The 20,910-nt window shown below is 37.7% G+C and carries 21 protein-coding genes and 3 pseudogenes; 10 read left to right on the top strand and 14 right to left on the bottom strand.

The annotated features are described in order from the left end of the window. Positions 1-4: 4 nt before the first annotated feature. On the bottom strand, positions 5-583 hold the full coding sequence (locus tag C4E06_RS12080; protein ID WP_107668293.1) for an HMA2 domain-containing protein: 579 nt from the start codon (positions 581-583) through the stop codon (positions 5-7). Positions 584-1,106: 523 nt separating this feature from the next. Here C4E06_RS12080 and C4E06_RS12075 point away from each other — a divergent pair. Both C4E06_RS12075 and C4E06_RS12070 read left to right on the top strand, forming a co-directional pair. Next, positions 1,107-1,607, top strand: coding sequence for an alpha/beta hydrolase (locus C4E06_RS12075; protein ID WP_107668292.1), 501 nt, complete (start codon positions 1,107-1,109; stop codon positions 1,605-1,607). Between the two features lie 11 nt (positions 1,608-1,618). Next, positions 1,619-3,079, top strand: coding sequence for a carotenoid oxygenase family protein (locus tag C4E06_RS12070; RefSeq protein ID WP_107668291.1), 1,461 nt, complete (start codon positions 1,619-1,621; stop codon positions 3,077-3,079). Here the strand turns inward: C4E06_RS12070 and C4E06_RS12065 are convergent, their stop codons facing one another. Both C4E06_RS12065 and C4E06_RS12060 read right to left on the bottom strand, forming a co-directional pair. After that, positions 3,080-4,054 (bottom strand): adenylate/guanylate cyclase domain-containing protein, encoded by a 975-nt coding sequence (locus tag C4E06_RS12065; RefSeq protein ID WP_107668290.1) that lies wholly within the window; start codon positions 4,052-4,054, stop codon positions 3,080-3,082. It lies immediately after the preceding gene. Between the two features lie 65 nt (positions 4,055-4,119). Continuing rightward, a pseudogene (locus C4E06_RS12060) lies at positions 4,120-4,843 on the bottom strand (DUF3120 domain-containing protein). 272 nt (positions 4,844-5,115) lie between these two features. Here C4E06_RS12060 and C4E06_RS12055 point away from each other — a divergent pair. Next, on the top strand, positions 5,116-5,706 hold the full coding sequence (locus C4E06_RS12055; protein WP_107668289.1) for a Uma2 family endonuclease: 591 nt from the start codon (positions 5,116-5,118) through the stop codon (positions 5,704-5,706). An 11-nt stretch (positions 5,707-5,717) separates the two neighbouring features. Here C4E06_RS12055 and C4E06_RS29220 read toward each other — a convergent pair. From C4E06_RS29220 to clpB, 3 genes and pseudogenes are all read right to left on the bottom strand, one after another. Further along, positions 5,718-5,999 (bottom strand): annotated as a pseudogene (locus tag C4E06_RS29220) (DUF2887 domain-containing protein); the annotation flags it as partial. Position 6,000: 1 nt separating this feature from the next. Then, on the bottom strand, positions 6,001-6,507 hold the full coding sequence (locus C4E06_RS29215) for an Rpn family recombination-promoting nuclease/putative transposase (protein WP_255412147.1): 507 nt from the start codon (positions 6,505-6,507) through the stop codon (positions 6,001-6,003). A 51-nt stretch (positions 6,508-6,558) separates the two neighbouring features. Then, positions 6,559-9,177, bottom strand: a complete 2,619-nt coding sequence (gene clpB, locus C4E06_RS12045) for an ATP-dependent chaperone ClpB (protein ID WP_107668288.1) — start codon at positions 9,175-9,177, stop codon at positions 6,559-6,561. A gap of 321 nt (positions 9,178-9,498) precedes the next feature. Here clpB and C4E06_RS12040 point away from each other — a divergent pair, with 321 nt between their 5' ends. Beyond that, complete coding sequence (locus C4E06_RS12040; protein ID WP_107668287.1) at positions 9,499-9,744, top strand: RNA-binding protein; 246 nt, start codon at positions 9,499-9,501, stop codon at positions 9,742-9,744. Between the two features lie 77 nt (positions 9,745-9,821). Here C4E06_RS12040 and C4E06_RS12035 read toward each other — a convergent pair whose 3' ends face one another. After that, the gene (locus C4E06_RS12035) at positions 9,822-10,433 is read right to left on the bottom strand and encodes a DUF1997 domain-containing protein (RefSeq protein ID WP_107668286.1); all 612 of its coding nucleotides are present in this window, start codon (positions 10,431-10,433) and stop codon (positions 9,822-9,824) included. Positions 10,434-10,636: 203 nt separating this feature from the next. On the opposite strand from C4E06_RS12035, the gene apcB reads away from it, so the two are divergent. The 3 genes from apcB (at position 10,637) to C4E06_RS12020 (ending at position 12,529) form a co-directional block, all read left to right on the top strand. Beyond that, a complete protein-coding gene (gene apcB, locus C4E06_RS12030; RefSeq protein WP_107668285.1) occupies positions 10,637-11,146 on the top strand; it encodes an allophycocyanin subunit beta in 510 nt (169 codons plus the stop codon). A gap of 101 nt (positions 11,147-11,247) precedes the next feature. Continuing rightward, positions 11,248-11,808 (top strand): shikimate kinase, encoded by a 561-nt coding sequence (locus C4E06_RS12025; RefSeq protein ID WP_198648576.1) that lies wholly within the window; start codon positions 11,248-11,250, stop codon positions 11,806-11,808. Between the two features lie 325 nt (positions 11,809-12,133). Then, positions 12,134-12,529, top strand: coding sequence for a shikimate kinase (locus C4E06_RS12020; RefSeq protein WP_107668284.1), 396 nt, complete (start codon positions 12,134-12,136; stop codon positions 12,527-12,529). A 4-nt stretch (positions 12,530-12,533) separates the two neighbouring features. Here C4E06_RS12020 and C4E06_RS12015 read toward each other — a convergent pair whose 3' ends face one another. Beyond that, positions 12,534-13,124, bottom strand: a complete 591-nt coding sequence (locus C4E06_RS12015; RefSeq protein ID WP_107668283.1) for a chromophore lyase CpcT/CpeT — start codon at positions 13,122-13,124, stop codon at positions 12,534-12,536. 125 nt (positions 13,125-13,249) lie between these two features. Here C4E06_RS12015 and C4E06_RS12010 point away from each other — a divergent pair, with 125 nt between their 5' ends. Then, complete coding sequence (locus tag C4E06_RS12010) at positions 13,250-14,305, top strand: hypothetical protein (protein WP_107668282.1); 1,056 nt, start codon at positions 13,250-13,252, stop codon at positions 14,303-14,305. On the opposite strand, the gene queC is transcribed toward C4E06_RS12010, so the two are convergent. After that, positions 14,271-14,975 (bottom strand): 7-cyano-7-deazaguanine synthase QueC, encoded by a 705-nt coding sequence (gene queC, locus C4E06_RS12005; protein WP_107668281.1) that lies wholly within the window; start codon positions 14,973-14,975, stop codon positions 14,271-14,273. The genes C4E06_RS12010 and queC overlap by 35 nt on opposite strands. A 152-nt stretch (positions 14,976-15,127) precedes the next feature. On the opposite strand from queC, the gene C4E06_RS12000 reads away from it, so the two are divergent. Continuing rightward, complete coding sequence (locus C4E06_RS12000) at positions 15,128-15,532, top strand: 4a-hydroxytetrahydrobiopterin dehydratase (protein WP_107668280.1); 405 nt, start codon at positions 15,128-15,130, stop codon at positions 15,530-15,532. A 76-nt stretch (positions 15,533-15,608) separates the two neighbouring features. Here the strand turns inward: C4E06_RS12000 and tal are convergent, their stop codons facing one another. From tal to C4E06_RS11980, 4 genes are all read right to left on the bottom strand, one after another. Then, complete coding sequence (tal, locus tag C4E06_RS11995; RefSeq protein WP_107668279.1) at positions 15,609-16,760, bottom strand: transaldolase; 1,152 nt, start codon at positions 16,758-16,760, stop codon at positions 15,609-15,611. 300 nt (positions 16,761-17,060) lie between these two features. Next, positions 17,061-17,663, bottom strand: a complete 603-nt coding sequence (locus tag C4E06_RS11990; RefSeq protein ID WP_107668278.1) for a hypothetical protein — start codon at positions 17,661-17,663, stop codon at positions 17,061-17,063. A 90-nt stretch (positions 17,664-17,753) separates the two neighbouring features. Next, positions 17,754-18,023 carry a hypothetical protein gene (locus tag C4E06_RS11985; protein WP_107668277.1) on the bottom strand — a complete coding sequence of 90 codons (270 nt, stop codon included), beginning with the start codon at positions 18,021-18,023 and terminating at the stop codon, positions 17,754-17,756. Between the two features lie 118 nt (positions 18,024-18,141). After that, the gene (locus C4E06_RS11980; protein ID WP_107668276.1) at positions 18,142-18,975 is read right to left on the bottom strand and encodes a cell division protein FtsQ/DivIB; all 834 of its coding nucleotides are present in this window, start codon (positions 18,973-18,975) and stop codon (positions 18,142-18,144) included. A 200-nt stretch (positions 18,976-19,175) separates the two neighbouring features. Between C4E06_RS11980 and ctpC the strand changes: the two genes are divergently transcribed. Beyond that, positions 19,176-20,477 carry a carboxyl-terminal processing protease CtpC gene (gene ctpC, locus C4E06_RS11975; RefSeq protein WP_107668275.1) on the top strand — a complete coding sequence of 434 codons (1,302 nt, stop codon included), beginning with the start codon at positions 19,176-19,178 and terminating at the stop codon, positions 20,475-20,477. Between the two features lie 74 nt (positions 20,478-20,551). On the opposite strand, the pseudogene C4E06_RS29545 reads toward ctpC, so the two are convergent. After that, positions 20,552-20,910: pseudogene (locus tag C4E06_RS29545) on the bottom strand (ester cyclase); the annotation flags it as partial.

Below are 20,910 nucleotides of genomic sequence, written 5' to 3'. Positions count from 1 at the left end.
TCTTCTAACCCATGCTCCCTACTCCTTCAGTTTCTTTTGCTTCATTCAAAATACTGAGTAATCGTAAACCAAGCTCCATATCGGATACCCCTTGCCCATCATAGTTGATGACAACCGATGCAGCAGAACGGTTTACGCGAACTTTAATAACATATTCATCGTTATTTAATAACTGTTTTAATCGTCTGGCAAAGTCAGCATCTTCTGCGAGTTGAGGAACTTTAATACGGATTCTTCCAGGAACAGAATGAACGATTTGATATTCACTTTCAGATTCATCAGTTGAGTTCATTCTACCGTTTGTTGCTTCGGTTCTTTGTGTTGTTGGGGTTTGACTTTTGATAGTAGCAAAAACTTGTCGACATAAACTAGCAACTGCTAAATTCACCAATAACGCATTAGCCCCACGGAGTTGAAATCGACTGGTAACAAAGACCCCAATCAGAACAGGAGCAATCATCTCAATTTCATTATGTTGTCTTAAATAATTAATTAATTGTTCCTCGGTGGCTCCAATTTGTTCGCCGATGGTTTGACTATGGTCTTGTTCGTTCGTTACGGCTCCTAAAGCATTATCTATCATGATACTTTCTCCTATCAATTCACTGAATTAATGACCGTTATTGGCTGAGACAATCTAAGATTTGCTCTATGCTTATTCTTAAAGCAATAAACAATAGGGCTTTCTACTTTAATTATAAGGGATTATTTAACCCACTTTATCCCTTATTTTTGACCCTCCCTGAGATCACTACTGAAAAGGTCTTGAGTTGACTGGTTTTTAGCTCTCTACTAATCACAGACAGTAGAACACACTTTGTCTTGACTCCTTACCCCTGACTGAGAAGTTAATAAAAATTGTTCTCAATAGTATTTTATAACGACTGTCGAGAATGGAGAAGAGATGTAACCTATTCTTTACCATCTCTTAACGTTAGATTCCCTCTTCGGCGCTCCCTATTTTCTTGAAAATTAGTTTCCATAAGTTATTGGAGCAATTATTTCTTAAAATTTTGTTAGTAAATATGGGTCAACTCTAAAAGCTGCATTAGAGTGAACAGAATCAGAAAAGATGAGTAAAAAAATAGTAGCTTTTTATACCAAAAATGAAGTGTATCACTCGTATTTGCTTAGGGATTTCTTTATTTTTAATTCCTTTAATGCCCCGGCCTGTTTTCAGTGCAGAAACTCTTTATTTAATTTATGGGCCGTTAAAGTTTTCTTTATCGGTTGATTCTTTAGAAATTTACGCAAAAGAAGGTAGAATTACCAAAGAATTTGCTTTTTATGCCAGTCAATTTGACGAAGAAGCCCTATTAGAATTAAGAAAAACCTTGCAAAAACGCCATACTATAGACGGGGTTAGGTTTTCTCGTTTATTAAGAACGCCTTTAATGGAAGACTTATTAAAAAGCATGGGAGAAGTATTTAGTACCCATCCTAATTCTAATGGATTTTATGCCATTCGAGGAGCATTAATTTCCGCAGCTATTCATCAAGGAGAAGAGGGATGGACCGCTATTGATATTATGCGCCATTTTCCCACAGAAGGGATTTCAATTGATACGAAACTTGCTCAAAAAATGCTTAAAAATACTCAATTTTAAGAAAAAATATTATGAAAAGAAGACAATTTTTAATTCAATCTTCCCTGGCGGCCATGACTGCGATCGCCTATCATCAATTGCCCAGTCAATCCAGTCCCATTTATAAACAGTATAAATCCTATAAAAGTTGGAAAAGTAACAATAGTTTTTTACAAGGAATTAATGCACCGGTATTTAAAGAAGTGGATATTACGAATTTAAAAATATCGGGTCATATTCCCCAAGAATTACAGGGAATGTATGTTAGAAATGGTCCTAATCCTATGTTTAAACCAAGTTCATATAATTATCCTTTAGAGGGGGATGGTATGTTACATGGGGTTTATTTTAACAACGGAGAAGTCAGTTATAAAAATCGCTGGATAACCACCAGTGGACTGGTTTATGAAATGTTTGAAGGTCAAGAACTAGATGAATTAAAATTCAAAAATTATGCTAATACTAATGTTATTGGTTATGGCGATAAATTGTTAGCATTATATGAAATTGGTTTACCTTACGAAATTGATAAGAATTTAGACACCATAGGAGAGTGGAATTTTCAAGGACAATTAGAACAATCAATGACGGCCCATCCTAAACTAGATCCTAAGACGGGAGAGTTACATTTTTATCGTTATTCTTTTTTTAATGCTCCGTATTTACATTATTATATTGCCGATCAAAACAATACGATTATCAGAGAAACAGCCATTGATATTCCTCGGCCGGTCATGTTTCATGATATGGTTCTTACAGAGAATTATGCTATCTTTTTTGATTGTCCCCTCGTATTTAATTTAGAACAAGCAAAAGCCAATAAAAAGCCTTTTCTATGGCAACCCGAACAAGGAACCACCATTATTTTAGTGGATCGTCATGATAGCAATAAAAAGCCAATTTACATCAAAACTGATCCTTTTTGGGTGTGGCATTTTATGAATGGATTTGAGGAAAATGAGAAAATAGTTATTGATTTTGTTCACTATCCTGAGATTAATATGGAAAGTCATTGGCAAGCGATTTTAAGTAATAAATCCAACTTGCAAAGAATGTCTATTGATCTGAAAACTCATGCTATTGTGTCAGAGAAACTAGACGATCATTATGTTGATTTTCCTACCATCAACAATGAAAAATTAGGGCAAGCTTATCGCTTTGGTTACGCCCCCCATATTGACACTGAAATCTTATCTAAGAAACAAATCCCCAATTATTTTCCTTCATTAATTCAATATGATTTGGCCAAGAACAATCATAAAATTCATCAATTTAAACCTGGATGTTATGGGGGTGAAGCTGCCTTTATTCCCAGTGGTAATGGTCAATCTGAATTAGATGGCTATGTGGTTACTTTTGTGTATAATGAAAACACCCAGACCAGTGATTTTGTGATCATTGATCCTAACAATTTTCAATCTGAACCCATTGCAACCATTCATTTACCGGTTCGGGTCCCCAGTGGTTTTCATGGGAATTGGATTGCAGGATAATTATTGATGATTAATTAATAACTTCTCTAACTCTTGAAAGGTTATGCCATAGGTAATGGTTGGTTGCTCATATCCTTTCAGCTTAACCGTGTACTGAGAAAATAACTGATCAATGTCTTTAAAGTCCACCGAATAGAGATAGGTATCTTCTCCGATAGCTACATCTAACCCTAACTCCTTTGTGGCAGATTCTAGGCGAAAGGCTGCATTAACCGTGTCTCCAATGGCCGTATAATCAGGATGATCCCCACTGCCAGTATTACCCACCATAGCATACCCGGTATTAATTCCGGCACCAATTTTTAACTCAAAAGGAACGGGATATTCTTCACTTAGCTGTTTAGTCATCTGGTTGAGATCGCAGACTGCTTGAAAAATTTGCATCACATCCCCTTGGGTGACTTCATTTTCTCCATGAAACCAAATGGCCATCACCGCATCACCGATATATTTATCCACCCAACTGCCGGCGTTACGAATAATCTCACCGGACTGACGAAACCAGTTACCAATTAAAGAGGACAGAATTTCTTCATCTAATTGTCTGGTTAAGGAGGTAAAGTTCCTCATATCCACCACCATCACAGAGGTTAAGCGACGTTCATGTAAAACCATTGTATCGCGATCGGCCAACTCTGGAGGGGTGATATCATTGCGATGACGGGGCGGACCGTAAAACCCCACATCAGTCTTACCAAAGGTCACTTTATCCCCACTTTTCAGGGTGACAGGAATACTGACACGACGATCATTAACAAAGGTTCCGTTTCGACTGCCTAAATCAATTAATAAGAAATCTCCTGTTTCTGTAGATTGCAAAATGGCATGGTTACGAGAAATACAATGATCGCCGATGGCAAAATCATTATCTCTTCCTCGGCCAATGGTCCAATAATTCCTCCCTACCAAAGGAAAATAACGTTTACCTTTAGCAGTATCTAGCAACAGATGGGGAGTCTTGGCGAGATTATCCACAGATGTTTGACAGGGTGGCAGTACAAGAATAAGTCAAGGGACAAAGCCTATTACATTGTACCGAGTTATGCAAAAGAAGCAGCAACCCAAAATAGACTATCTACTAAGATTGTACTCAATACCGCACCTGATAACGCCCACCAATGGCGATCGGATTTTTGCATGGCCCATAATCCAATTCCCAAGAGTGCATTAGCTAATACCACGGCCCAACTGGTCCCCCAGGGGGTTTGCACTTGTTCTAAGGCAGATTGAAAGATAGGGGTGGCTAAACTGGGGTCTACTTGCATCAATTGTCGCCAATGGGGAATCAAACCCGTAACGTAAAAATAAACATCGGTGATGGCAGTTCCTAACAGGGAACCGACGTAAAAGAAATTACCCACTTTCCCCCATCTTCGCCAGAGACACCACACAGCAACGGGAACACCGATAGATTCAACCGGAAGATGGATTAAGGGTTCCCAACGAAACCAACCCCAGTATATTGCACCGGCTAACCAACTCCAACTAAACCCGAATAACAAATCTCCCCATAAATGGGTTTTAGGACGCTTCATTAAGTAAAAGGCTAACCATAACCACCCCCCGGTCATAATCACGCTAATTTCAGGGCAGAAACGCACTAGGGGAGCTTCTATGAATACGGGAACAGACACCAAAAAAGCCAGCGGCCAAGAAGGTGAGCCAATTTTTGACCATTGGGCGACTGAAAAACGGTTCACCCGCAGAGGAGTGATCGGGGGACGTTAGAGAATGAGTGGTCACGGTGGATGGGGTAGAAATCAACGTTTGTTAACCTTTATGTATATTATGAGTTTTTCTTTACTTTACTTAACTTATCGCAAAACTTCTTCTTAGGGTATATCCCCTAGGGGGGCATATGATTTTATATTAACGAAATTCTCTAGATCCGTCAATACGTAGGGGTTGAACACTGTTCAACCCCTACTAGAGTGTTATGCCCCTAAGCCCTGACAAAAATTTATAGGGTTATAATATTATTAAGTTTCTGAGCATAATTATTGAAAATAGAAAAATTGTGAAATAAAAATAATAATATGACCACACAATTAAATCTAGAAACTAACTCGACGGCTGAACAAATTATTGTTTTTCCAGGCTGCTATAATTGGCAACAATTTAAAACGATACAATCTATTATTAATGAACAATCAACCGCGAAAATAAGTTATTTAGATGGACAAATTCAACTGACAACAACAGGGGAAGAACATGAAAGAATTAAAACGATATTAGGGTTTTTAATTGAACTCTATTTATGTGAAAAAGATATTGATTATCTTCCTGTGGGAAGTGCAACCCGTGAAGCAGAAATAAAAGGTGCATCGTTTCAACCTGATGAGTCTTATTATCTCGATAAAACTAGAGAAAATCCTGATTTAGCCATAGAAGTTATCTTCACCAGTGGAGGAATTAATAAGTTAGAAAAATATAAACGATTTGAGGTAACAGAAGTTTGGTTTTGGCAAAATAATCAGTTATCAATTTACTATTTACGTCATGGAGAATATGAACAGGTTAATAATAGTGTTTTATTACCAGAATTAGATATTCATTTATTAGTCAAATGTGTTAATTTGCCCTCTAGACCACAAGCTAAAAAATTGTTTACGGAAGGGTTAGAATAATTTTTTAATTCTTAAGATGAGACTAACTTTCTAACTAATTCTATATCTAGTTCTAATAAACTAGCTGTTTTTTCGATAGTAAACCCTTGTTTAATCAAAGTAGGAATTAACTCTAATTTTGCCTCAAGTTTACCTTCTGCTTTACCTTCGTCATGGGCTTCTTGATAAAAGCGAGTTTGCTTTAAATCATTTAATCCTAACATTTCTTCGATTTCCTCTCGACTTTTTTCTGGAAACTTGTAAATAACAATAGTTTCTATCAAATTAAGAACATTTTGACAAGTGGGTCTATCGTTAAGTTCTTCTGTTGCTTGATTTAAGAGTTGTTTGGCTTTTTTGAGGAACTTCTGGGGATTGACTAACCACTAATTTTATTATATCTAAACCAAGACTAGAGGTGTCTGAGGATAATTCATCTAAATAGATACGAATAACTTTATCAGAGTTCAATAATTCTTGGTAAGGGGTTAATTCTGTGGGTTCGAGACTCTTTTTCTGGTAAATAACAACAGCTTGCCAATTTTGAAAGGGATCATTTTTATCTAAATATAAAAAAATCTCAGAAAAGAGATTAGAGTAAATATAATTATTCTTTTGAAACTGGACTTCAATAAAATAGAGTTTTTTATCCCTATTAGACGCTTTCGGAATAAATAATCCATCAATTCTAAATGCAGTTTGTTTCACTTCAAAAGAATCAAACTTATAAGCATCGACTAAGTTAGTAGATTCTCCAATTAATTCAAAGAAACTACTCGGATATTCTTGAAACAGTCGATAAAAAATAGGATCAGTTTTCATGATTGAAAATAAATTTTACATAAAAAAGGTGGGCAATGCCCACCCGACAAATTAAACAGTTAACATCTCAGAAGGTAGCCGTTTGAAAGTCAATCTTTCATCTTCAACGTCTGTGAAAATAGTATCCCCGGGTTTAAATTCTCCCCTTAAAATTGACTTAGCAATGGGAGTTTCCAAGTACCGTTGAACCGCCCGTTTTAAAGGTCTTGCACCATAGACAGGATCATAACCGATATCAGCAACAAAATCTAAGGCCACATCAGCTAATTTGAGGGACATTTTTTGGTCTTCTAAACGATTTCTGAGAAGTTGAACTTGTAGCTTAACAATTTCTCGTAGTTGTTCTTTTTGTAAACTGTGGAAGATAATAATTTCGTCGATACGATTGAGAAATTCAGGACGGAAATTATTACGCATTGCGTCCATGACACGAGAACGCATTTCATCATAACGAGTATCGTCTCCCGCTACATCTAAAATGTATTGAGAACCGATATTACTGGTCATAATAATGATAGTATTTTTGAAATCTACTACCCGACCTTGAGAGTCTGTTAAGCGTCCATCGTCGAGAATTTGTAACATGATGTTGAAGACATCAGCGTGTGCTTTTTCTATCTCATCAAAGAGAATTACTGAGTAAGGACGACGACGAATTGCTTCTGTTAATTGTCCCCCTTCATCATAGCCTACATACCCTGGAGGCGCACCAATTAAACGGGATACACTATGCTTCTCCATATACTCAGACATATCGATACGAACGATGGCTTCTTCGGTATCAAAAAGATTCTTCGCTAACGCTTTGGCTAATTCCGTTTTACCTACCCCAGTGGGACCCAAGAAAATGAAGCTGGCAGTCGGACGATTGGGATCAGAAAGTCCAGCACGAGATCGCTGTATTGCTTCTGAAACGGCGGTTACCGCCTCTTCTTGTCCAATCACTCTCTCGTGTAATTCGTCTTCTAAATGTAATAGTTTTTCCTTCTCAGATTCCACTAATTTACTGATAGGGATTCCTGTCCATTTGGAGATAATCTCAGCAATATCTGACTCGACAACTTCCTCCCGTAATAAAGTTTTACCTGTGGTTTGTCGTTCTTCAATTTTGCTTTCTAACTCTTTAACTTGTCGCTGTAAATCTGTCAGTTTACCATAGCGTAATTCAGCCGCTTTATTAAGGTCATAATCCCGTTCTGCTTGTTGAATTTCTAAGTTAATTTGATCGATGGTTTCTTTGAGTTCCCGAATCTGATCAATGACTTCTTTTTCTGCTTGCCATTGGGCATTAAGTTGGGATTGTTCCTCTTTAAGATCAGCTAATTCCTTTTCTAATTTTTCTAGCCGTTCGCGGGACACTTCATCTTCTTCTTTTTGTAAAGATAAGCGTTCCATTTCTAACTGAAGAATCTTGCGATCAACTTCGTCTAATTCTTCGGGTTTAGAAGTGATTTCCATCTTTAATTTAGCGGCTGATTCGTCTACCAAATCGATGGCCTTATCCGGTAAGAAGCGATCGCTAATATAACGGTTAGATAACATGGCTGCTGCAACGAGTGCAGTGTCAGCAATTTTAACCCCATGATGGACTTCATAACGCTCTTTCAGTCCCCGTAAAATAGAAATGGTATCCACTACATTCGGTTCATTTACTAATACCTCTTGAAACCGTCTTTCTAGGGCTGCATCTTTCTCAATATACTTCCGATATTCATCCAGGGTTGTTGCCCCAATACAGCGCAATTCTCCCCGTGCTAACATCGGTTTTAATAGGTTCCCTGCATCCATAGCCCCTTGAGTGGCACCGGCACCCACAACGGTATGAATTTCATCAATAAAGAGGATAATATTACCTTGAGAATCGGTAACTTCTTTGAGAACAGCTTTCAATCTTTCTTCAAATTCTCCACGATATTTTGCACCAGCAATGAGTGACCCCATATCCAAAGCAATTAACTTTCTATCCCGTAAAGATTCAGGGACATCTCTGTTAATAATTCGTTGTGCTAAACCCTCTACAATAGCCGTTTTACCCACCCCAGGTTCCCCAATTAAAACGGGATTATTTTTGGTTCTACGGGACAATATTTGAATGGTTCGGCGAATTTCATCATCCCTACCAATCACCGGATCAAGTTTACCTTCTCTGGCTAATTGGGTTAAATCTCGTCCATATTTTTCTAAGGCTTCGTATTTATTTTCAGGATTTTGATCGGTCACTTTTTGATTTCCTCTCACTTGTTTAATAATCTCTTTTAAGTTGTTTTCACTTAGACCAAATTCCTTGAACAAATTTTTGCCGAAACGGTCATCTTTACAATAGGCTAAGAGTAAATGTTCAATGGAAATATAGTCATCTTCAAATTCTTTGCGAAACGTCTCACTCCTGTCAAGTAAACTATCTAAACTACGACCTAAATAAACTGACTCTCCAGGGTTAGATACCTTCGGTTGACGGCGAATAAAATCTTCGGTTCGATCGCGTAATTTCGGAACACTAATGTTAGCTTTATTGAAGACACTGGTTGCAAGTCCCTCTTGTTCCGTTAGAGACTTCATTAAGTGTTCACTTTCAATTTGTTGCTGACTATTTTGTTTAGCAATATCAGGGGTTCGCACAATGGCTTCCCAGGCTTTTTCTGTAAATTGATTAGGATTAGTTGGTTGCATTGTTAGAATTATCTATAATTAATTACACTGTAATTGTAATCTGCCTGACTCTATTAATAACGGCGGTTTACCCTACTTTTCTAGGTTGGGTTTACCAATGGCCTAGAGGCAGAAGTCACCAGTCAACAATCAACAGATAAAAGACAAGACTTGAAGGGAAAAATTTGACAAATTCCCCCGAAATTGTGTTATAATTAATTATGAGCATTACAAACTGAGAGAAAAATAAGTTAATTAGAATTAGCCGTTTTATTTGTTTAGTATCGGTAATATTTTCTCCGAAGATTACGCTCGAAACGTTGAAATCAAGATAGATCGTTCATGTCAATTTACGTCGGAAACCTCCCTTACGAGGTAACAGAAGCAGACCTAAACTTTGTTTTTTCGGATTATGGTTCAGTCAAAAGAGTCCATGTCCCCACAGATAGAGATACGGGCCGTCCTAGAGGATTTGCCTTTGTGGAATTAGAAACAAAAGCAAACGAAACTAATGCCATTGAGACCCTAGATGGGGCTGAATGGATGGGACGTACGATGAAAGTCGATGAAGCCCGTCCTCGTAGATAGTATTACTAAGTTTATCGTATGGAAGAGATTCATCTATTCGTTAGATGAATCTCTTTTTTTATGATTTGAACAGCAGGTTAAGATTCCGGACAAGGTTCACCAAAACGACTAACCTCTTCATTTTTAAGAGATTGAGACTGAGAATCAACCCAGTGGTGATAATCTTGGGATAATTGATTAAGCAAACGATTTTTAATGCGATTGAGAACCCCTCTTAAAAGACCATTACCCGTCATTTTTAATAAAGACTCAGGGGTTAATCTTAATGGGGGAGGTAAATCCACTTCAACAGTTAAATTGGCCTGTCCTTGTAAATAGGTTTTTCCCTCTTTTTCTTGAGGGCATAATTTCCCTTTGAGAGTTAAAGAAAAGCGATCGTTAATATAGTCAATTCCCCGAATGTCACAATCTTGGGATCTTAAAAAAACCGTCCCTTTATTATCAGACCAAACCCCTAAAATCACCGTCGGTTGAAAATGATACATCTCCATAAAATTTAAAGGACGCATCTTAAGACGAAACTCATTATCCGATAACTGTTCCATTAACTTAGGATCGGCGATCGCCTTTACTAATCGTTGGGGTTGTCTCAGATAATGGTGAATGGGAATAGGTGTTTGTTGAACCGGTAAAGAAAGGGATTCGGACGCTTTAAACTGAATCGGGTGTGAAAAATTTTGATTAGGCATTGAAAATGTTATGAGTTCTCTTGTAGTGTGATAAGAAATACACTACAGGAAAATCGGTAAAATCTATAATTTTGCTTAAGAACCTATTCTAACACCCCTAGACGGAAGGGATCTAGGGGTTTATGATGAGATAAATTCCTTCTCACTGGAAAAACTCGGCTTCTTGGTAAGCCATAAAAAATTGTTGTTGGGAGAAAACTTTAATGCGAGATGCCGTTACCACGTTAATTAGAAACTATGATCTAACGGGCCGCTATTTAGATCGGGATGCTATGGCCAACCTCAAATCCTATTTTGAGTCAGGAACCGATCGCATCAATGTGGCTGCCTTAATTAACGCTAATTCCCCTGAGATCGTTAAAGAAGCAGGACTTCAACTCTTTGAAGAAGTTCCAGAACTCATTCGTCCAGGGGGTAACGCTTACACCACCCGTCGTTATTCAGCTTGTTTACGGGATATGGATTACTATCTCCGTTACGCGAGTTATGCTTTAGTCGCCGGAGACCCCACCGTTCTCGACGAACGAGTCTTACAAGGGTTACGGGAAACCTATAACTCCTTAGGGGTTCCCATTGCCCCCACGGTTAGAGGTATCCAAATCATGAAAGAAAAGGTCAAAGCCATGGCCGCTGATGCAGGGATTGAAGACACTTCGTTTGTGGATCAACCCTTTGATCACATGAGTCGTGAGTTTAGTGAAATCTCTGTTTAATGACTTTTTTTAAGGAAGAGAGGCGATCGCTTTTCTCAGAAGCGATCGCTTTTTTCTTTATAATTAAATCGGCGGACAGACTTAGAGATTTAATCATAACTATGGACAATCTACTCCAAGGGGTTAATGTGTTTCTCATCGGTATGATGGGAAGTGGTAAAACAACAGTGGGAAAAAAATTAGCACAGCGTTTAAATTATCGTTTTTTTGATAGTGATGTGTTAGTTGAAAGAGTGACAAAACAAAGTATTACTGATATTTTTGCGACCCAAGGAGAAGAGACTTTTCGTGATCTTGAAAGTCAAGTCCTTTCAGAATTATCATCTTGTACCAAAAGTGTCATTGCCACCGGGGGTGGCATTGTTTTAAAGCCAATTAATTGGAGTTATTTACATCATGGTTTAATTGTTTGGTTAGATGCCCCTGTCTCTGTCCTCAGCAAACGTTTAGCGAAAAATAAAACTCGTCCCCTCTTGCAAGAAACAGATTTAGGGTTAAAGTTACAATCTTTGTTAGAGGAACGTCGCTCTTTATATGCTCAAAGTGATTTACAAATTATCATTGATGAACATCAAACCTCTGAGGATGTTGTTGAGCAAATTTTAGAATTAGTGCCGACTGTAATTCAACCTAAGTTAAACATTTCCCAAGAGCTTAACTAATTTAAGTAGATCATAAAGATCCTAGTTAGGATTCCAGGGGAGCTTCGGAGACCGGAGCGGGGGAGAAAAAATAGGATAAGACTAAAAATTTAGTGAGTATAATTTATATTTTTAGAGATTTGTAGCTATTTAAACCTTTATTTACTCTAAAATACTTTAAAATGATCTCCCCTTCTCCCCACTCCCTGCTCCCTTACAGCCCAAACAAGTAAGTTTTCGATCTACTGAATTTTAATCCCCTGTTTCCGTAGATTTGGCGATGTCTATCATAATCATCCACTATTACGATCGCAGTGACTATTGATCGCAATGATAGGCAAGTTTTATGCAAAAATTTTTCACAACTGGTTTATTAATTTTCTCTTCTTTAATAGGGATAACTGCTATTGCTGATAAAGTTCAAGCTTTCCCCAGTTGCTATGGGGTTGATCAAGCAGGAAATACCATTGATTTATCGGGGTTATGTACTCCCTCTTCTGAGACTAATGTTATTCCTTCTACTCCTATCAATTCTCAGTCAAAACCTGAAGAAAATACCGAGTTAGAAGAGGATAAAAATCCTCAAGTTTCTACCAGAGAAGAAGCCGAAAAAGATATTCAAGCTTGTTTTAGTAGTCCCACTTGTACCCAAATGATCGGGGGTGATAATGAACCGCAAAAATCTCCGCATCAAATACGGATTGATCAAGTGTTAAATGGCGGCCGAATTAACCCAAACTAAGGGCTTAAAATTCGACTTCATCAGCAAAACTTTGACGACGTTGAAAGTGAAATGGGCCGGCAACCGATCCCCACACTAATTCGTTGGTAACGGGATCATAACCGCGATCAAGACTAATTAATTGATGCTCAGTTATCTCAAAACTATTGTCTAAATAGGTTTCTTTTCCATTACGAACAATACGGCAATTTCTCCCCGGTTTAACCATTCCTTTAAAACTGGTTCCTGTCCAATCAACAAACATATCACACCCCTGCATTAATTCGATATCATCAGGGGTGATTTTTTTTAATTTTTCTGGCTCACGGGACGCTCCTAAAAAGGCTTCTTTGTCTTTTAATTTATAATTTTCTAATTCGATTCTTTCATCGACAATGTTTAATTTTAATACTCTAACTCGATAGGGTTGGTTTAAAGCATAATCATAAGCTTGTTCTAAAAATAAACTGGGTTCGGGGAAATTAGCAACAGGTAAAGGACGAATACAGACCCGAATATGCGCATAAAAAGGTGGATTTTCAAAGGCTTGTTCTTGATTACTAAAATCAGAACACATCCAACGCGCTAAGGTTTTTACATCTGTAGCATGAGACATAATACTTATTCCGTCTAAATTGATAGAAAGTGAACCTGATTGTTATTGTATCTTGAATAGTGGACACATTACAAACAATTACGTTATCAATAGATAAGTCTTTGTGAAGTGAGGTTAATTGTCCGATGAAGTGGTTTAGTTTTATTATCGTTAATTTATCTTTTATGATCCCTATCTCTGTTCAAGGGATGATACCTCAAATAGCTATTCAAGAAGTTTTAATTGAGGGTGAATTGAATGAGGTTGATCAAGAGATTCAACAAACTATTAGTTTTAATTTTATTTCTTTGCCTTCTCTTGAAGCGTCTATAATTCCTGTTTTAAATCTTCGGGGAAATTTTATAACTGTTAATAGTAATAGCAATAACCTTATTGACCAACAGCTTAATCAAACTGTTTTTGGACTCGACTCAGCAACAACTGATTTGAATGGGTTGGATGTCAATTATCTTTTTGACTCTAATGATATTAGTGAGGGTAGTCACTTCAACTTACAAACAGCTTTTCTTAAGGGAAACGATAACAATATATCTCAAAAGAGTCAGCAAGAATTAAATAACATTTTTTATTTAAACCCTCTTTCTAATACGATTGATTTGTTGGATTTAAATGTGTTATTTAAGCAAATTATGGAAAATAGTTTCATTGACTTTCTTCAGTTAAGCTTACAAGATACTGTCATCTTGGGGAATAATAATCTTGTCTCTCAAACCATTGAGCAAAGGATTGAATATACTATTTTGACTAATAATGATTTTAGTCAATGGATTGATAATTTAGAGGAAGATTTAAATATTTTTCAATTGACTATTCAAGAAACCTTTATGGATAATAATAATAATCTAATTCATCAAAATATTAATCAATTTATCCATGCTATTAATTGGTTTTATTTTACTGACACTGATCCAAGTTTATCTAGTCCTATAACCCCATCTAATGATCCTAATCTTGATTTTGATATCGATCTGTTTATCAATAGAATTGCTAATCAAAGTAGTATCAATGCCACTCAAATTAATCGTCAGGATGTTGAAACTATAGGAGAAAATAATCAAACTGAGCAAAATAGTTTACAAATACTCTCAAAAACGATTCCTGAACCTAGTTCCCTTAAAATGCTCTTATTAATCGCAATAACAGGGTTTATCGGTTTTGTTCGTAAAAGTCTCTACCCTTAGCTGTGGCTAACTCTGGATATCCTGCTTCAATTAAAGCGCGATCCCGGATACGGCAAGAGTCGCATAAGCCACAGGGTTCTTGTTTTCCTTGATAACATGACCAAGTTTTAGATACAGGAACCCCCAATTTAATCGCATCTTTAATAATATCGACTTTTGTTTTGGTGATCAAGGGAGCAACTAGCTGAGGGGCTTTTCCTTCGAGTCCTGCTTTAGAAGAAAGATTCGCTAAAGTTTGATAGGCTTGGAGATAGTCGGGGCGACAGTCAGGATAACCAGAATAATCCACTGCATTAATGCCTAAATAAATGGCTTGTGCGCCTTTGGCTTCGGCTAAAGAGAGGGCTAAGGCAATAAAAACCGTATTTCTACCAGGCACATAGGTTGAGGGGATCACAGAGGCATCTACCCCACTTTGGGGCAACGATAAGGAACTATCCGTTAAAGATGAGCCTCCCCATTGAGCCATATTGACATCTATAATGTAATGTTGAGCAATATTCAAGGCTTGAGCAATATTTTTGGCTGCGTCTAACTCTTTGTGGTGACGTTGTCCATAGCGTAGGGAAAGGGCGATCACTTCATAACCTTGGTTAATGGCGATCGCTGCTGAAGTGGCAGAGTCTAAGCCTCCTGATAAAAGAACAACGGCAAGGGGTTGATGAGTCATAACGAGGGAATCAACAATAGAAAGACTATCATAATTTTTTCATCACTATCCTATCCTATTTGAGTTATATTTGCGATAATTGATTAACGAATATCACCCATTTTTTGCTAAGCTAATAGAAGAAAAAATGTTAGACACTGTAGGGTAATGAAATGAAAGGATTATTATTAGTTGTGACGGTTATTTTTATGCTGATAATAAGCAATCTTAACCCCTTTCATTTTTCTACGAATCTAGCTGCTGCTGTTAACAATGAGATGATTATGAGTAACGCTACCGTATTATCCACTGACGATTTACAAAACAAGTTAAAACAACTAGAGGGTTGGACAGAAAAAGACGGAAAATTACATCGGGAATTTCAATTTAATTCCTTTGTTGAAGCCTTTGGTTTTATGTCTAGTGTTGCATTAGTGGCTGAGTCGATGGGGCATCATCCTGAATGGTTTAATGTTTATAATCGTGTCACGATTGATTTAACTAGCCATGATGCTGGTGGTATTACGAATAAGGATTTAGAATTAGCTCAAAAAGCTAATGAACTGGCTAAACAATAAAAAAACGAATAGAATACCTCTCCATTTTAGGAGAGGTTTTATCTTAGTTATCCCTTTACTATCAAATTGTCAAGCTTTAACCGGGGGTTAATTGTTTTGCTTGATTTTCGATAGATTCCAGTAAAGAATCATAGGGATTCACAAATTTTTCGATCCCTTCTTTGAGTAATTCATCAAGCACTTGATCCATATCAATGTTAATATCAGGATGCTTTAAACTTTCAAACACTTGATAAGCTTCATCCACATTAGTTTCGATGCGGTTAGGGCTGAGATCACAGTGATCGGCGCAAGCTTCTAAAGTGTTAGGAGGTAAGGTATTAATTGTATTTTCTCCCACTAATTCGTTGACATATTTAACATCACTATAGTCGGGATCTTTGGTACTGGTACTTGCCCATAACAGTCGTTGATATTTTGCCCCTTTTTCTTCTAATGCTTTCCAGCGAGGACTCGCAATAATTTCTTTAAAGGTTTGATAAGCAACTTTGGCATTAGCCACTGCTATATCCCCTTTAAGTTCCCGTAAACGGATGGATTTATTTAAGCTTTCTGTTCCTAATTCTCGGATTCTTTGTTCAATGCGTTGATCTACTTTTGTATCGATACGACTGAGGAAAAAGCTGGCAACCGAAGCAATATTATCAATGGGTTGATTGTTGTTAACTCTGGTTTCTAACCCTCTAATATAAGCCCAAGCCGCTTGTTGATAGTTATCCACTGAAAACAGGAGGGTTACATTAACATTAATGCCCCGACTAATTAACTGTTCAATGGCGGCAAATCCTTCAAAGGTTCCAGGAACTTTAATCATGACATTTTCTTTATCAATGGCCTGATAAAAACGAATGGCTTCGGCAATGGTTCCTTTAATATCGTGGGCAAGGTGGGGAGAAACTTCGATACTTACATAGCCATCTAACCCGTTTGATTCTTCATAAATAGGACGAAAAAGATCACAAGCTTTGCGAATATCTTCAAACACTAAAGATTCATAAATTTCTTGACTGGATTTTTCTGCTTCGTGACCGGATTTAATGGCTTGATCGTAGCGATCGCTTTCTGTTATTGCCTTTTCAAAAATCGCTGGATTAGAAGTCAAACCCCGTAAACCCCGATTTTCTATTAATTGATTAAGTTCCCCTGTTTCTATGGCATCACGGGTTAAATTATCCATCCAAATGCTTTGGCCATAGTTTTGCATCTGTAGTAAAGGGTTGGTACTCATAGGCTGTTTATCTCCTGAAAATTAACAATTATTTTTTCTACTGTATGGTTGATTAATTTAAATACTTTTTACTTACATTTTCCTCTCTTTTTGTCACGTCATCCCCATTTACTATTATAAAAAAAATAAAGCTTTCTCACTTCTATCAAAAGACATAAGTAAATAGCAGTTCTCATGCTCGCGAGGTACACAGGTGATCGCTTTAAGGGAATAGGCAATAGGCAATAGGCAATAGGCAATAGTAATAACAAATTGAAAGTGTACCTCATAAGAGTGAGAAACGCTATCAATAAACAGTTATCAGTGACCGAATTGATTCAGTAGTAAACGAGGATAAGCGTAACACTGTTGATTATCTAAATGTAATTGATGTGTCGTTTGATAAACATCTTTAATAGTTTGGGAAAAACGACCAATTGATTGTTCTAAACTTTCTTCCATTTCAAAGGCTAAACTCCAATATTGTTGATGATTAATGGTAATTTCAGTGATTTCAATTTCTACATTATTATAAAGTTTTTGCCATCTTTTCTTATGAACGGCTATCCAAGGACAATTATCATCCTTGTTTCTAATTACTTTTTGTAAATCAGAAGATAAGGGTTGGTTGTGTGTCCATTTGATCCAACGCTCAATATCCCCTTGCCAAAAACTGGTAGGATCGCGGTCTAAATTTAACCATAGTGAATCAAAATGATTATCTTTCCACTTCATTTCTATAACATTTTCCCTTAACTTTATACTCATGGAGGGATTATTTTTTGTCCATAAATAATAATCGGTGCGACCATGAGACTGATCTAAAATTTTACCAGGACAATCAGACTTAAACCAGTTATAAATGTTGGGGGGTAATAAGTCTAACCCATACCAACGGATCTCCAATGTTTCTTTAGATATCATAAAAAGTTATTAGATATTTTTTCAATAAAAATAATCCCCAACCTAAAGCAGTTGGGGACTATAATTGTGATTGATGATTTAAGGTTAGTGTTACCACCATTGGCGTTCACCGTTTTCATCCGTTCTAGCTTGACGAATAACGTCACTAATTTCTTCTGCGTCTTTAATGTGGTGTAATGCTTCTTGAGAACCGTCTTCATTTTCAACAACGAAGTAAGTAGGGACAACCTCGTGACCCACAATATCCCAGGTATCCACTGCGATTTGTTCTGATTTTTCTTCAATGCTTTTATTTGGTTCTTTAACGCGATCGCCTTCGTTAAGCACTCTTTTATTTTCGTTTTCTGTGGAGTTATTCATAAGTTAATAATTAAATTGAATTCAACTTGTCTAATTCAATCTAAACACTTTTGTTGGCAGTAACCATCCCTAAAAAGTTAGATTCTCAAGCCGAGATCATTTCCCTCAAGTGATAGATTCAGGGTTGATCAGATTCTGGGGGAATATCTTTAAGATGAACAGAAGGAGCATCCGGTTTAGATAAATCGATATAAATAATCCTTTCTCGGGCCACAGTAGAAGAGAGTTGACGGAGTTTGCCTAACCCTTGGAGTTGCTCAACAAACCGCTCTTGATTGGTATAGGTTCCACAATGTACCTTTCCTAAGGCGGTGTGTAAAATCAAATTACTGGGATCATCCCAGTCGATTGTGGTGATTTCGATCGGGGAATTGAGAATTAAAGGATAAATACTTTTCCAGTAGGTTAAACTTTGTGGAGTTAACCCTAACACTTTGAGCTTAACAGAGGGTTTTTCCTTCGCGTCTTGGTAGACGGTTTGAGGAATCCAAACCCCCTCATCATCGATAAAACCGGCCTTACCTCCCATGGTTGCCTCTGCTACCGGTTCTCTTTCTTTGACCATAATGGTCACTTCTACGGGAAGTAACTGACGAGTCAGATAAACGCTTTCTAGAGGAGGTTGGTTTTCAAGTTTTTCTCTTAAGTCATGGATAGGTAACTTCCAAATTAACTGAGGATAATTCATCTCCAGCATGGTGTGAATTTGTTCGGTGTGCAGTCGTTGGTTACCCAGAATTTTAATTTGTGATTTTTCTCGAATGAGCCAATGGGGCAAACTAACGCTCCAGATTAATCCCCCTGTCATACCGCAGAGGAATAGAAATCGCCATACTCCTTGCCATGCTTTTAAACGGCGTTGATGACGTAAGGTTTGACGTTGATCTTGTAAGGAATCTGTTTGACGTTGATCTTGTAAGGAATCTGAAGGAATTAAGTTACTATCTGTCATAAGATTTATATCATCACCATGAAGACAATGTTATGATTGGTGGGAGGCTTACTCTATAAAAAAATAACTCGATAAAATGAGTTTACTAAGTCAAGTAACAAAAGTCTAAGATATACTGAATAAAAATAATTCAGACAAGTTCCTGTCTTAGAGTCAGCACTCGCCTGTTATAGAAGTTTCATAAACACACTACTTAGCTTATGGTCAATTACAAAAAAGGGTTAGTTCTCGGTGCAACTGCAGCAGTTTTGACCGCCGTCGCTGTAACTGGAGCCGGGTTACGTCTTTCTCGTAGCTTTGCCTATTTAGAAGATAATCCAAAGAAATTAGTCGACGAAGTTTGGCAAGTTATTAATGATACCTATGTAGATGCTACGTTTAATCAAGTCGATTGGCTTGCCGTTCGTCAGGAATATGTCGGGGAGTCTAAAACTTACGGCACGAAAGAAGAAGCTTATAAAGCGATTCGGGAAATGTTAGAAAAATTGGGTGATCCCTACACCCGTTTTATGGACCCCGAAGAGTTCAAAAATATGCAAATTGATACCTCCGGAGAACTAACTGGGGTAGGTATTCAGCTCACCAAGGATGAAGAAACCAAAGAATTAACAGTTGTTGCGCCCATCGAAGATACGCCAGCTTTTGAAGCCGGCATTTTGGCGAAAGATGTCATTATTAAGATCAATGGCAAAACCACCGAAGGGATGGAAGTTGAAGACGCGGTTAAACTGATCCGGGGTAAACCAGGAAGTAAAGTTACTTTAACCATTCGTCGCACCAATCAAGAAATTGATTATCCCATCGTCAGAGCGCGCATCGAACTCCATCCCGTTAAAGCTCAGGTTAAAGAGACTCCGACGGGTAAGGTGGGTTACATTCGTTTAACTCAGTTTAGCGCCCATGCCAGTGAAGAAATGCGGGACGCAATTCGTGAGGCTGAAGCGGAGAAAGTGACTGGTTATATCTTAGACTTACGGTCTAATCCAGGAGGACTGCTTTACTCTAGCGTAGAAATTGCTCGGATGTGGCTTGATGAAGGTAGAATCGTCTCTACAGTTAGCCGCAATGGGGAACTAGAAGCCCAAAAAGCTACGAATCGCGCTTTAACCGATAAACCAATGGTTGTCTTAGTCGATGGGGGTTCTGCCAGTGCTAGTGAAATTCTTTCGGGAGCTTTACAGGATAACGACCGGGCGACTTTAGTCGGAACCAAAACCTTTGGTAAGGGTTTAGTTCAGTCAGTACGACGGTTAGGGGATGGTACCTCAGGATTAGCTGTCACCATTGCTAAGTATTTGACTCCCAGTGGTCGAGATATTAACAAACAGGGAATTGACCCTGATATTGTGGTGGAATTGACCGAGGAACAAAGAAAAGACCTTCAACAGGAACGGGATAAAATTGGAGACTTTGGTGATCCTCAATTTGACCAAGCTTATGAAGAGTTGAAAAAAGAGATCGCCAAGTCCGGTGCTACTAATGCCAGGGGTGCTATGCGATAACCTCAATTAAGCAAAAAAGTTGATGATGACAGGAAGAAAGTTCAACTTTCTTCCTTTTTTTTGCCATATCTGAGTTAATGAGCAACGGGACAACCAGAGGTTAATTTTTTGAGGAAGGTACTATTATCAAAATAATGTTCAACGGATAAGATTTTAAGGTCATCGGTCACTTTAGCGAGACTCATTCCTGTAATTTCGATGGTTTCTCCTGTGGGTTGATGATCTTTATAGGGACCGCTAAAGGTTCCCCAATGTCGCCACTTAAAGGTTACATTCGGTGGACCGGATAAGACTTCGATCAGTTCCCATTAAAAACCCATTGGGAAAGGCTTTATGAAACAGTTGAAAAGAGGATTCAAAGTCTTCTGCGGTGGGATCGTAACCGGGGGTTTTTGTCAATAAAAAGGTTATAGGTGCCTTGATCACTGACATC

Source organism: Cyanothece sp. BG0011 (assembly GCF_003013815.1).
GTDB lineage: Bacteria > Cyanobacteriota > Cyanobacteriia > Cyanobacteriales > Microcystaceae > Crocosphaera.
This window is presented reverse-complemented; position numbering and strand designations above follow the sequence as displayed.